The organism is Candidatus Planktophila versatilis (assembly GCF_002288345.1).
In the GTDB taxonomy this organism is placed as follows: domain Bacteria; phylum Actinomycetota; class Actinomycetes; order Nanopelagicales; family Nanopelagicaceae; genus Planktophila; species Planktophila versatilis_A.
In genome coordinates, this window is record NZ_CP016781.1 from 449,386 (window position 1) to 462,596 (window position 13,211).

13 protein-coding genes and 1 pseudogene are annotated in these 13,211 nt (G+C 49.2%); 8 read left to right on the forward strand and 6 right to left on the reverse strand.

Annotated elements, in window-relative coordinates; all coding sequences use genetic code 11:
- Positions 1-92 precede the first annotated feature (92 nt).
- The 5 genes and pseudogenes from rplS to era form a co-directional block, all read left to right on the forward strand.
- A pseudogene (rplS, locus tag A1sIIB142_RS06605) lies at positions 93-434 on the forward strand (50S ribosomal protein L19); the annotation flags it as partial.
- Between the two features lie 205 nt (positions 435-639).
- Positions 640-1,293 (forward strand): signal peptidase I, encoded by a 654-nt coding sequence (gene lepB, locus A1sIIB142_RS02310; RefSeq protein WP_095693507.1) that lies wholly within the window; start codon positions 640-642, stop codon positions 1,291-1,293.
- Positions 1,294-1,316: 23 nt separating this feature from the next.
- Entirely contained in the window at positions 1,317-1,922 is a 606-nt protein-coding gene (locus tag A1sIIB142_RS02315; RefSeq protein WP_095693508.1) for a ribonuclease HII, read from the forward strand.
- Positions 1,923-1,982: 60 nt separating this feature from the next.
- Positions 1,983-2,855, forward strand: a complete 873-nt coding sequence (dprA, locus tag A1sIIB142_RS02320; protein WP_095693509.1) for a DNA-processing protein DprA — start codon at positions 1,983-1,985, stop codon at positions 2,853-2,855.
- Positions 2,856-2,887: 32 nt separating this feature from the next.
- The gene (era, locus tag A1sIIB142_RS02325; protein WP_095693510.1) at positions 2,888-3,805 is read left to right on the forward strand and encodes a GTPase Era; all 918 of its coding nucleotides are present in this window, start codon (positions 2,888-2,890) and stop codon (positions 3,803-3,805) included.
- Here the strand turns inward: era and A1sIIB142_RS02330 are convergent.
- Together A1sIIB142_RS02330 and A1sIIB142_RS02335 are read right to left on the reverse strand one after the other, a co-directional pair.
- A complete protein-coding gene (locus A1sIIB142_RS02330; protein ID WP_420021874.1) occupies positions 3,792-4,607 on the reverse strand; it encodes an undecaprenyl-diphosphate phosphatase in 816 nt (271 codons plus the stop codon). The two genes, era and A1sIIB142_RS02330, sit on opposite strands and share 14 nt — an antisense overlap.
- A gap of 13 nt (positions 4,608-4,620) precedes the next feature.
- Complete coding sequence (locus A1sIIB142_RS02335) at positions 4,621-5,496, reverse strand: DMT family transporter (protein WP_095693512.1); 876 nt, start codon at positions 5,494-5,496, stop codon at positions 4,621-4,623.
- 176 nt (positions 5,497-5,672) lie between these two features.
- Here A1sIIB142_RS02335 and A1sIIB142_RS02340 point away from each other — a divergent pair, with 176 nt between their 5' ends.
- Genes A1sIIB142_RS02340 through A1sIIB142_RS02350 form a run of 3 tightly spaced genes read left to right on the forward strand, consistent with a single transcriptional unit; the run spans position 5,673 to position 8,598 of the window.
- Positions 5,673-6,698, forward strand: coding sequence for a 6-phosphofructokinase (locus tag A1sIIB142_RS02340; protein WP_095693513.1), 1,026 nt, complete (start codon positions 5,673-5,675; stop codon positions 6,696-6,698).
- Positions 6,699-6,740: 42 nt separating this feature from the next.
- On the forward strand, positions 6,741-8,093 hold the full coding sequence (locus A1sIIB142_RS02345; protein ID WP_095693514.1) for a class II 3-deoxy-7-phosphoheptulonate synthase: 1,353 nt from the start codon (positions 6,741-6,743) through the stop codon (positions 8,091-8,093).
- A 10-nt stretch (positions 8,094-8,103) separates the two neighbouring features.
- A complete protein-coding gene (locus A1sIIB142_RS02350; RefSeq protein ID WP_190283285.1) occupies positions 8,104-8,598 on the forward strand; it encodes a methylated-DNA--[protein]-cysteine S-methyltransferase in 495 nt (164 codons plus the stop codon).
- Here the strand turns inward: A1sIIB142_RS02350 and A1sIIB142_RS02355 are convergent.
- The 4 genes from A1sIIB142_RS02355 to pknB are packed head-to-tail and all read right to left on the reverse strand — an operon-like array spanning position 8,572 to position 13,211.
- On the reverse strand, positions 8,572-9,609 hold the full coding sequence (locus tag A1sIIB142_RS02355) for a threonine aldolase family protein (protein ID WP_095693515.1): 1,038 nt from the start codon (positions 9,607-9,609) through the stop codon (positions 8,572-8,574). The genes A1sIIB142_RS02350 and A1sIIB142_RS02355 overlap by 27 nt on opposite strands.
- A gap of 2 nt (positions 9,610-9,611) precedes the next feature.
- Positions 9,612-10,472 carry a DMT family transporter gene (locus tag A1sIIB142_RS02360; protein WP_095693516.1) on the reverse strand — a complete coding sequence of 287 codons (861 nt, stop codon included), beginning with the start codon at positions 10,470-10,472 and terminating at the stop codon, positions 9,612-9,614.
- A complete protein-coding gene (locus A1sIIB142_RS02365) occupies positions 10,469-11,320 on the reverse strand; it encodes a deoxyribonuclease IV (RefSeq protein WP_095684582.1) in 852 nt (283 codons plus the stop codon). Before A1sIIB142_RS02365 ends, A1sIIB142_RS02360 begins: the two co-directional genes overlap by 4 nt.
- 4 nt (positions 11,321-11,324) lie before the next feature.
- On the reverse strand, positions 11,325-13,211 hold the full coding sequence (gene pknB / locus A1sIIB142_RS02370; protein ID WP_095693517.1) for a Stk1 family PASTA domain-containing Ser/Thr kinase: 1,887 nt from the start codon (positions 13,209-13,211) through the stop codon (positions 11,325-11,327).

The following is a 13,211-nucleotide window of genomic DNA, read 5'->3' on the forward strand; positions in this document are numbered from 1 at the left end:
ATTTACGCTCAAGGCCCCTTCTATGGCAAGATAGCCCATCTGCACGGCGATATCCGTGCTTTATTGATTAGGTAATGAACAGGACCATAAAGATGAACATTCTCGACGTAGTAGATGCTGCCTCACTCCGCAAGGACATTCCGCAGTTCCGTGCTGGCGATGAGCTTAAGATCCACGTCCGCGTTATCGAAGGTAGCAAGTCACGCCTTCAGGTCTTCCAGGGAATTGTTATTGGTCGCCAAGGTGAAGGTGTCCGCGAGACATTTACAATCCGTAAAGTTTCATACGGTGTTGGCGTAGAGCGCACCTTCCCAGTTCACACACCAGTTATTGAAAAGATTGAACTCGTAAAGAAGGGCGATGTACGTCGCGCCAAGCTTTACTACCTCCGCGACCTTCGCGGTAAGGCAGCAAAGATTCGCGAAAAGCGCGATGGCATTGAAGGTTACGGCGATGGAATTCTTTCAACTCCAGTTGCTGAAGTTCCAGAAGTTGTAGCGGCAGTCGTTGAAGCCCCAGTGGTGGAAGAGGTCGTAGTGACCGAGCCAGTTGCAGAAGCAGTGGTTGAAGAAGTTGTAGCAGAAGCAGTTGCTGAAGAACCAGCTACTGAAGAAAAGCCTGCCGAGTAACTTCACTCATATGTCACGCAAGGGCTCAGTCCTTCGTGAGTTCCCGATTCTTGTAATCGTTGCGCTCGCTGTTTCACTTCTGATTAAGACATTCCTTGTTCAATTCTTCTTCATTCCATCCGGCTCAATGGAGAACACACTCCAGATCCAAGATCGGGTGGCGGTTAATAAGCTTCCCATTATCTCCAAGGATATAAACCGGGGCGATGTTGTGGTCTTTAGAGATCCCGATAATTGGTTGCCAGAACCATTTTCTGCTGATGAAAATAGAATTGTGGCCAAGATTAAAGAGGGGCTCGTCTTAGTAGGCGTGCTTCCTAATCCAGCAAAGCAATACCTGGTGAAGCGAGTGATTGGCGTAGCTGGAGATAACGTCATCTGTTGTTCCAAGAGTGGCAAACTGACAATTAATGGCAAAGAGACAACTGAGCCTTATATCTTTGCTGGCAATAAAGTGAGTGAGATGGACTTTAATATTAAAGTTCCAGCAGGCAAGATCTGGGTAATGGGCGATCATCGATCAGCATCTGCTGATTCTCGTTATCACCAAGATGATGTCAACAATGGATTTGTTCCGGTATCAAGAATTACTGGTCGCGCCTACGCCATTATCTGGCCGATAAAAAATATTGGCATCATTTCTTCTCAAAATCCAATTAAGTAACGCATCTTGATGAAGGCATCTCGATGAAGGCTATTGAGACGTTACTTCAGGCCGCAGGTATTTCTCCCATCGCCGGTGTTGATGAAGCAGGACGCGGGCCATGTGCTGGACCACTTGTGATTGCCGCAGTGATTCTGCATGATCCATCGGCACCAGAGTTAGCTGCGGTGCGAGATTCAAAAGAGATTTCAGAGAAGAAACGCGAAGAGTTATTTGATGTGATTATGAAGCTGGCAACGAGTGTCTGCGTCATTCGGGTCTCGGTGCAAGAAATTGATGAACGCGGTGTGCACGCAGCCAATCTCGATGGCATGCGCAGGGCGGTGAAGGGTCTGACTATTGAACCGGCCTATGTTCTAACCGATGGTTATCCAATCCAAGGGCTAGCTATTCCTAATGTGGCAGTCTGGAAAGGTGATCAGGTAGTAACGGCAATTAGCGCTGCCTCCATTATCGCCAAGGTCACGCGTGATCGCGAGATGATTGAACTCGATAAGAAATATCCGCAATACGGTTTTGCCGGACATAAGGGCTATATCACGGCGGCACATACGGCCGCCTTGGCAGAGCATGGACCTTGTGTAGAACATCGCAGGTCGTTTTCAAATATTGCAGCCCTGCTGGAATAGTTTTACACAGCACCATATGTACAGTGGTTTTTGAGCAGCTGGTGCAACTACGGTGCCCACATGCGCCTACTTACAGATGATGTGAAGATACAGAGACTGGCGCTCTTTAACGCCATTGAAGCTGGAAATACTTACTGGGCGCGCCAAGTTAATGAATTTGGTATCGCAATGGTCTATGAGCATCTGGCACTAGGTGTCTATGACGCCACAAAATATGGCGCAATTACTCAGAGCATCAGCGCCTTTAACGCAGATGAAGCACTTGCTGTAATTACTCAATCTGGCGGTGTCTTTATTACTCCCGAAGATCTCAGCTGGCCCACGCGCGTCAATCAATTAGCAATCCCGCCGCTGGGTCTGATTGTGAAAGGTGATCTTTCTATTCTGAACAATCCTTCTCTTGCCATTGTGGGAACGAGAAATCCAACACCTTATGGCGTGCGTTTAGCTGGTGATTTTGCAGCAGGTTTTGTCGATCGAGAGTGGGACATCATCAGTGGGGGAGCATATGGAATAGATACCGCCGCCCATCGTGGGGCGCTGGTGGCAGAAGGGCGCACGATTGCCGTGATTGCTTCTGGCATTGATGTGCAATATCCGGCCGGTAATGCACGACTCTTTGATGAGATCTGTGAAAACGGTGCGATCATCAGTGAAGTAATGCCGGGCGTCACTGCGATGCCCCATAGATTTCTAATCCGCAATCGCCTCATTGCCGCGCTGTCCTTGAGCACACTCGTTGTCGAAGCTGCATTTAGAAGCGGATCACTGCGCACCGCCCGTGATGCGGCAGAGCTCATGCGTCCGGTGATGGCAATTCCGGGACCAATTAGTTCGCCATCATCGGAAGGGTGTCATCGACTTATTGGTGAACGTGCCGCTGAATTAGTGACATCGGTTGCCGATGCGATGGAGTTGATTTCCGCCCTTTAGGTAATGCTCGTGTGAAGTGAGAGAATATGCGTATGAGTGAATTCCGTTCCGGCTTTGTCGCAATTGTCGGCCGCCCTAACACTGGAAAATCAACTCTCATTAACGCACTAGTTGGTAGCAAGATTGCAATTACCTCTCCGCATCCAAATACCACCCGCCATGCAATTCGCGGAATTGTGAACAACCCAGAATTTCAAGCAGTGCTTGTAGATACTCCGGGAGTGCATAAGCCAAAGACGCTGCTGGGCCATCGCCTCAATGCGGTAGTCAGTGAGAGTATGGATTCGGTAGATATCGTGATGATGTGTTTACCTGCTGATGAAACTTCTGGGGCCGGAGATGAGTTCATCGCAGCAGAAATCGCGAAGCATCCACGGGCAAAAAAGTTTGCATTGGTGACCAAAACAGATTTAGTTTCAAAGAAGAACATTGCCACTCGACTTTTAGGTATCTCTGCACTTGCCAACGGATTTACCTGGGATGAAATCATTCCTATCTCTGCGGCAATTCATGAACAGATTGATTTACTCGAAGAGCTCATTGGCAAGAACCTGCCGGCGGGGCCAGCTTTCTATCCAGAAGATATGAAAAGCGATCAAGGAATTGAGCAGCTTATCTGTGAACTTATTCGCGAGGCAGCCATGCGCGATGCGCGAGAAGAGTTGCCACACTCGATCATGGTCACCATTGATGAAATGTCAGAGCGGGAAGAGAAGGGCAGCCGCCCATTTTTTGATATCCATGCAACGATTCACGTTGAGCGCGATTCACAGACCGGAATTATCTTGGGTCATCAAGGTGAGCGCCTTAAAGATATTGGAATGCGGGCACGAAAAGATATTGAGCGTGAACTTGGCGCAAGAATATTCCTCGGTCTTCACGTGAAAGTTTCCAAGGAGTGGCAGCGCGATCCTAAGTTACTGGAAAGACTTGGTTTTATTGAGCGCTAAGTGCGCCGGTGGCAAGTGCAATCAGGAGTGCGCAACCTAGTACTACGCGATAGATAACAAATGGTGTGAAGGTCTTAGTTGTAATAAATTTCATCAGCCAAGCAATAACGCTATAGCCGACAACAAATGCCACAACTGTGGCGGCCAAGATCTCTGGCATGGAATAGGCCGAGACCGTTGAATCTCCCATGGCAGCTCTTAATTCATAGAGTCCACTTCCGAATACCGCCGGAATTGCGAGCAAGAATGAGTAGCGCAGAGCAGCTTCGCGTTTGTATCCAAGAAATCTACCGAGGGCAATCGTTGCACCAGAGCGGGAAACACCGGGAATAAGTGCAAGAGATTGAGCGAATCCGTATGCCAAACCATCTTTGATGTTAAGTGATTCCAGTGTTTTCTCACGCTTACCAATATGGTCGGCGTAACCCAGGATCAGTCCGAAGAGAATCAACGAGATCGCTACCACCCAGAGTGAACGGAAATGGTTGGTGATGTAATCCTGTCCGAGATAGCCAAGGATTGCGATGGGGAGCGAACCGATAATGATGAGTGTTCCTAGTCGAGCCTCCGGTGAACCATCACGAGTTACCCAAGCGCGGATAATTCGCGCGATATCTTTTCTAAAGTAGAGCAGCACTGCCAGCTCGGTACCAATCTGGGAGATTGCAGTAAATGCCGCCCCGGGATCACTGGCATTGGGCAAGAATTCACCGACGATGCGTAGATGCGCACTAGAGGAGACTGGAATGAATTCAGTTAATCCCTGAACTAATCCAAGAAAGAGCGCTTCCAGCATTGTCACAGTATGGCGTTAACTACGCCGTTGCTCGCTTCCGGCTCGCTAAGTAAGAACCAATCAGAACTAAAGGAAGGCCGAGTGCCATTCCCGTTGTGAAGGGTTCATTAAGAATGATGACGCCGAGCACGACAGCGAATGCAGTATTGAGATACGTCACCAGCGATGCGCGAGCTACACCAATGATGGCCGAAAGAGTAAAGAAGGCCACAAATGCTGCGCCTGTGGAAAGAATGCCAAGACCGATAACGGAATTTACTGCCCCCATTGAAATCTCATGCGCTGGCCATTGCACCACAGTGAATGGAAGATAGAAGAGAGCGGAAATCGCCATGGCAAGACCGTTGATTGCGATTCCAGAAACTCCGGGTAGCGCTGTTTGCACCATCATCACAGCGTATGAGTATCCAACTGCAGCAATCAACACCATGAATATTGAGAGCGCGTCAGCTCCACCTTTGATGCTTTCAATTCCTACAACTGCAACCAAACCAATAAATCCGAGGAGGATTCCCATCAGTCGAGTGCGATGCCAGACAGTCTTATCGCCACGCATCGAAGCAAAGATGGTCGCCCAGATTGGAACCGAGGCAATGAGTAATCCCGCTAGCCCAGAGGAAATCTTTTGTTCTGCGGTGCCGATAAGTATCCAGGGGCCAATCATTTCTAGCAGCGCATAGGGTGCGACGTATTTGATCCCTCGAATTGCTGGCATCAGCGCCTTCTGTTTGATGGCAATGGGAATCAAAATGGCTGCACCAATTGCAGTTCGAAGAAAGACAACAATCGCTGGAGTAAATCCATTATCCGGATCCACTGCAACCTTAATAAACAGGTACGGAATACCCCACAAGAATCCAACTAGTACAAAGAGGAACCAGCCGCGACGTGAAATTTATTAACCGTCCTCTCCATTAGCCTGGGTACCTGCCGGCGCATCCATGCCTACCAAGCGGTAAGTACAGGGCTATGGCGCCAATGGCACAGGTGAAAGGTTAGACTGTGCCAGTCAATGATGACTACCATTTAACCTTTTCTTACTTGAAATAACAGATGATTTTGGAGCATGTCATGCGTATTGGAATTCTTACTGGTGGTGGAGATTGCCCAGGACTTAACGGCGTCATTCGTGGAGTTGTAACAAAGGGAATTAAAGAGTACGGATATGAATTCGTAGGTTTCCGTGATGGTTGGAAAGGCCCGCTTGAGGCGCTGACTATGCCGCTAGATCTAGCAACAGTGAAACCCATTCTTGCCAAGGGTGGGACCATTCTTGGGTCATCACGTACCAATCCTTTTAAGATTGAAAATGGCGTTGAACGCATTAAGCAAAATCTTGCAGACCAAGGCATCGATGTTCTGATTGCAATTGGCGGCGAGGACACACTCGGTGTGGCAACAAAGCTTGATGCCCTTGGAGTAAAAGTAATCGGAGTTCCAAAGACGATTGATAACGACCTGAACAATACCGATTTCACATTTGGATTTGATACATCAGTAAATATTGCGATGGAGGCAATTGATCGCCTGCACACCACGGCTGAATCACATCACCGCCCGCTCATTGTTGAGGTCATGGGCCGTCACGCAGGCTGGATTGCACTGCATTCCGGAATCGCTGGCGATGCTGCCTGTATCTTGATTCCAGAAGTTAAGTTCTCAGTCGATAAAGTCTGTGAATATGTGAAGTCACGTTTTGCAACTGGCACAGCTCCCATCATTGTTATCGCAGAAGGTGCTATCCCGCAAGATGGGGACATGATTACCAAAGACCAGCCACTTGATGCATTTGGCCACGTTCAACTCTCTGGAATTGGTGATTGGCTTGCTAAAGAGATTGAGATAAAAACTGGCTATCAAACTCGTTGCACAGTTCTGGGTCACATCCAGCGCGGTGGAACTCCTTCGGCATTTGACCGAGTTCTTAGCTCGCGATTTGGACTTGAAGCAATTACGGCAGTCCATGACGGAGATTTCGGAAAGATGATGGCGCTGCATGGTACAAAGATTGCGCGCGTGCCATTGGCATCGGCAACTGATGTCCTTAAGACCGTTCCCTTCGAGCGCTATGAGGAGATCACTTCGTTCTTTGGCTAATCTCGCTCCGAGATTGCAACTGAACGCTCTACGATTATGCCTATGAACTCTTCCTCAAAGCTGGATAACCTCTTTGACCCCACGCTAGTTGCTGCGCAGCAACCTAATTGGCCTGGTGGCAAAGATGGCGCGCCACTTGCTAAGGCGGTTGCTGATCTCAAAGCGTTACCGCCACTTGTCTTTGCTGGTGAGTGCGATGATCTAAAAGCAAAGATTGCCGAGGCTGCAGCAGGTCGTGCATTCTGGTTGCAAGGTGGAGATTGTGCAGAGACATTTGCCTCAGCCACGGCAGATTCCATTCGTAATCGAATTAAGACAATCTTGCAGATGGCTGCGGTATTGCAGTATTACTCAAGTTTGCCGGTAATCAAGGTTGGACGCATGGCTGGACAGTTTGCCAAGCCACGCTCTAACGACCTGGAAACTCGTGGTGATGTAACTCTTCCGGCGTACCGAGGAGATGCGGTGAACGATATTGAGTTCACCGAAAGTTCTCGCACACCAGATCCGCAACGTTTGGTGCGCGTCTATAACACCTCTGCCGCAACACTGAACTTGGTTCGAGCATTTACGCGTGGTGGATTTGCCGACCTTCGTCAGGTGCATGAATGGAATAAGGGATTTATCCGCGATTCAAAGTTCGGTGAGAAGTACGAACAGATGGCTACTGAAATTGGCCGAGCACTTGCCTTCATGGCATCTGCCGGTGTTGATCCGGAGCAATTTAAGGCCGTAGATTTCTATGCCAGCCATGAAGCACTCATCATCGAATACGAGAAGGCGTTGACGCGTATTGATTCACGAACAGAGCTACCGTATGACGTTTCTGGGCACTTCATCTGGATCGGTGAGCGCACAAGGCAACTAGATGGTGCACATGTTGATTTCGCATCTAAGGTGCGCAATCCAATCGGAGTGAAGTTGGGGCCGAAATCAACTGTGGAAGATGCGCTAGCGCTGATCGCCAAACTCAACCCCGATGATGAACCAGGGCGCATTACCTTTATTACGCGCATGGGCGCTAAGACCATCCGCGAAGTACTTCCCAAACTTGTCGAAGGCGTTACTAAAAGCGGAGCACAAGTGCTCTGGGTCTGTGATCCCATGCATGGCAATACCTTTGAATCAAAGAATGGCTATAAGACCCGTAACTTTGAAGATGTACTAGATGAAGTGCGTGGCTTCTTCGAGGTGCATAAGAAGCTTGGCACCCACCCAGGTGGAATTCATATCGAACTCACGGGTGATGATGTCACCGAGTGTCTTGGCGGGGGCAATGAGGTCTCGGAAAAGGATCTCGAGTCGCGCTATGAGACAGCGTGCGACCCACGCCTGAATCATTCGCAGTCACTTGAACTCTCATTTTTGGTTGCCGAAATGTTACGCGACCGCTAACTTTGCCAAGGTGAGCCTGCTTCTCTCCACTTTCCAAACCCCGATCGGAACTCTCAATCTCATCGCCGATGAGCATGTGGTGCTGGCCGCTAATTTATCGAGCGTGAAGGCGCTCAAGGAAAGTTTGAGTCAAGAAGACTCGGTGCGGGAAATCACTAGCGTGAAGAAGATTCCAGTCATCACTGATTTGCTCACCGATTACTTTGATGGCGATATCGCTGCCTTAAGTGCAATACATGTGCGTCAATCGGGTGGTCATTTTTCACAAGAGGCATGGAAGGCGATGAAGAAGATTCGCCCCGGCCAAGTCATTTCCTATGCCGAGCTTGCGATTCGGGCCGGAAGTTCAGCTGCGATTCGGGCAGCGGGAAGTGCATGTGCCAAGAATGCAATTGTGCTGGTGGTGCCGTGTCACCGAATAGTTAAGACCGGGGGATCACTCGGTAATTATGCCTACGGTTTAGATAAGAAAGAGTGGCTACTTCGCCACGAGGGCGCGCTGTAATATTGCAATTGCTTCATCGCATTGCCCATCACTGACATCCAAATGAGTGACAAGACGTGCGTAATGTTTACCAAGTGCGCTAATCCATAACCCAGCTTCGCGGCAGCGGGTGTTTAATTCGGCCGCTGTCATGCCCATACCAACAAGGTCTAGTCCCACAATGTTTGTATGCACGTTATCTGGATGCACAAGCGATGGATTAATTGCATGCATCGCGCGGGCAATCTTCTTCGCCTTGGTGTGATCGTCGCCAAGCCGAGTGATGTTCTGATCTAGTGCGTAATGGCCGGCAGCGGCGATGATTCCTACTTGTCGCATTCCAGCGCCATAGCGCTTGCGCCAGATGCGCGCCTCTGCCACTCGTGCCTTGGTTGAAAGCATGAGTGAACCAATCGGGGCACCTAAGCCTTTGGAGAGGCAGACGCTAATAGTGTCAAAGTGCTTTCCGTATTCGAGTAGTGAAACTCCGGATGCGACATGGGCATTCCAGATGCGGGCACCATCTAAGTGCATAGAAATTCCACGAGCACGCGCGGCTCGAGCCAGAACTGCAATCTCATCAATGGGTTGAATCGTTCCGCCACCAAAGTTGTGGGTGTTCTCAATTGCGATAGCAGTCGTTGATACTAAATATGGACCAGCATTTTCATGAGCGATCGCAAGTGGATCCTCTGCCCGCAATATGCCATGTGTGGACTGCCAGGAGCGAGTAGTGATTCCGCTAAATGTTGCAGCGGCTCCGAGCTCGGCGCGCACGATATGAGAACTAGTTTCGGTCAGCAACTCTTCGCCAGGTTTAACTAAGGTGCGAATTGCTAATTGATTTGCAAGTGAACCAGTGGGGCTAAATAGACCGGCCTCGTGACCAAAGAGTGCGGCAACGCGTTCTTCTAGTGAATTAACGGTGGGATCATCGCCGTACACATCATCACCGACAGCAGCGCCAGCCATTGCAGCTCGCATCCCAGTGCTGGGCGCCGTGACGGTATCTGAACGTAGATCAATTGCCATCTTTAGGCCTCCTTAAGCACAATCATAAACATGGCGGCGAAGACTAGAACACCACCAAATAATGTGCGTAGTGAGAGGGATTCACCACCGAAAATCACGGCAAAGAGGGCGGCAAAGACAACTTCCATGGTCAAAATAACGGCGACTTTGGTAGCTGATATATGTGCCTGCGACCAAGTCTGCACAACAAAGGCGACGGCTGTGCAAATGATGGCGGTGAAGAGAACGACATACCAACCATTGCGATCTGGAGGTGCTTCATAACCTTGAATAAGTGAGATGAAACCTGTTGCTAGCGCACACGTTGCAAGTTGCACGATGGTCATGGCATAGACATCGAGTCCATTGCTCCATTTACTTAAGGCGATGATGTGAGCGGCAAAGGCAATGGCGCATAAGAAGACTAAGAACTCGCCATAGCCAAGGTTCCACCCTTTAAGTGAGAGTAGAGCCAGACCCACGGTGGCAAGGAGAACGCATCCCCAGGTGAAGGCAGTGATTCGCACACGTAGAACGAGTGCGGCAATCACTGGTGTGGCAACAACATAGAGCCCGGTTATAAATCCGGTAACGGCGGCGCCGGTAAGTGCCAGACCTAGCGTTTGCAAAATGTATCCGGCTGCTAGAAAAAGACCTGCGATAAATCCTTTCCACAGTATTTCCCGGTTAATTGATTGAATGACAGTGGGTTTTAGTAAGAACATGGCAATGACGGCAACTAGAAAACGAGTGAAGAGGAAGCTGTTCACACTTTGGCGCTCAATCGCATCTTTCATAACCACAAAGGCAAGGCCCCATGCTGCAGAAACTAGGAGCAACGCCCAAGGCGCCAAACGCATCTTTAGCGCATGCGAAGAACTCATCCCCGCAACTTCTTTAGCAGTGCAATTTCAGCACCGTGCTCGGGCTCCATTCCTGGAGTTTCAAGAATCAGGGGAGCGTTGGCAACAGCTGGGTGATGTAAGAGTTCTTTAAATGGGTCAACGCCGATAAATCCTTCACCAATATTTTGGTGGCGATCTTTCAGGGCCCCACACACATCCATTGAGTCATTGGCGTGAATGAGTTGAATACGTTCGATGCCAGCAACTTCAACTAAGAGATCCAACGTTTCTTTCATCCCACCCTTTTTTGCAATGTCATGGCCTGCGGCAAAGACGTGGCAGGTATCTAGACAAATTCCGACTTTTGGATGGTATTCAAGGGCCTTTAAATAGTATTCAAGATCTTCAAGGCGCTTTACTAGCGATTGCCCCTGCCCGGCGGTGGGTTCTAGCAGCAGGTATGGCGCATCATCTGAGAGCGCCTCAAGAATTGGCATCATGCCTTTATTAATCTGCTTCCACGCTTTATCAATAAAGTCTTCATTAACTGCCGAGCCGGTATGAACCACCACACCTAACGCGCCAATCTCCTTACCGCGCTTGAGCGAGTACTCAGTTGATGCCAATGAATTCTTATAGGTGCCTTCGGTAGGCGAACCTAGATTGATCAGAAATGGTGCATGCACATACGTTTCAAGATCAAGTGCCGCCGCTTTTTCTCGGAAGATGGCATCTGCTTCGTGGTTTGTTTCCGGCATCGCCCAACCACGAGGATTAGATGTGAAGACTTGAATAGCTTCAGCGCCAGTAAGTTCGGCATAGGCGATAGAACGCTTAGCCATTCCGCCAGATGTGGGGGTGTGGGCGCCGATACGAGGTTTCTTCACCGGCTCACCCTACTGTGATGGTTACAGTACTGCCACGTTTAACCTTCGTGCCTACCTTCGGTGAAACAGAAGTGACTTTCTTTACCGCTTTTTTGCCAATCTTCTTCACAACAACTTTGAGTTCGAGATCTTTCAGGCTTTGAATCGCTAGCGATTCCTCGATGGAGAAGACATTAGGAATATATGCAAATTGTGAACCTTTAGATACGACGAGCTCAATCTCTGCACCTTTGTTAACGCTCTTCCCACCTTCGGGCTTTTGCGAGATAACTTCACCGGCAAGTCGCAACTCACTAAAGCCGTAGATTGAACTCACCATGAAACCAGCTTCGGTAAGTTCATTGAGGGCTTGATCTGCACTCTTGCCCACATATGATGCAATTGCAATTTGCTCAATTCCTCTAGAGATGCGAATAGTAATTGCGGTGCCACGCTTTACCTTCTCGCCAGAACTTGGCACCGAGCCAATCACATAACCCTTGGGAACGGTGAGGTTAAATTCTTCAATATTTGGTTGTAGCGACAGTGGTAGTTTTTTCACTAAATTCGCAGCAGCTTTTGGAGTCAGACCAGCTAGTTGTGGAATCGCATAACGCTCTGGTCCTTTAGAGATAACGAGGTCAACAATTCCGCCTTGATCAATGCGTCCGCCGCCTTCGGGAGAAGATTCAATAACTCGCTCTGCGCCAATCTCTTCGCTAAATCGTTTTTCGGTAACGACAAAGGTGAGCCCGAGTGGGTCAAGTGCGGCGCGTACTTCATCTTGGGTCGCACCCACGGTGGAGGGAACAACAACGCGGGAACCTGGCCCAATCAGGGCATACCAACCGAATATTCCAAGTGCGACTGCCAACCCGAGTGCGATAAATCTATTTCGCTTTACTCGTTTACTTATCTTTTTCCGCTTTTCCACTTGGGCCGTTGTTTCCTGGGCTTTTGGAACTGGAATCGCAGCGGTAATTTCGCGCACTCGCTTGCGCAGTGATTTAGGTTCCTTCTTCGGGCGCATCGGTGCAATGGGGATATCTAATTCAAGACTCAGCTGGTTCTTCTTGGGATTTAAAGCGCTGAGCTCTTCAAAAAATGCTCCAGCATCGCGCGGACGCTCGTCAGGGTTAGCACTGGTTGCCCGGTAGATCAGTTCATCCAGTGCCTTGGGAACGTTATCCAAGACTGAACTTATCTTTGGCACTCGGTTATTGACATGCATATATGCCACTTGAATAGGAGCATCACCTTCAAATGGCTTATCTCCAGTAAACATCTCAAATGCCGTGATGCCAATGGAATACACATCACTTCGGGCATCTGCGATGCCACGTTGCACTTGCTCTGGCGATAAGTAGGAAACGCTGCCGAGAATCACACTTGATTCAGCCGTCATTGTTCCGCCCAGTAGTGGCCCCTTTGCCAGACCAAAATCTGCAATCTTGATGCGACCTTCTTTGGAGATCAAGATATTTTCAGGCTTAATATCACGGTGAACAATGCCAATTTTATGGGCAGCAGCAAGAGCGCTTAAGACTGGTGATAGAAATTTGATGCCATCATCTATCGATAACTTGCCACGTTCATTGAGGTATTCCCGAAGGGTGTGACCTTCGATGAGCTCCATGACAAGAAATACTGCTGGTGTTCCATTTTGGTTCCAGCCCTGGTCTTGAACGGCGACAATATTGGGATGTGTTAATGATGCGGCAGCTTTTGCTTCGCGAATAAAACGTTCCACAAATTGCTCATCTTGGGCAAGGTGTGGATGCATGATCTTGACTGCCACTTTGCGATCAAGTCTGGTATCTACCGCCTCATAGATGCTTGCCATTCCACCGTTGGCCAGCTGGCGGATGAGTTGATAACGCCCATCGATAAGCTCGCCGGTCAGGTCAGACAT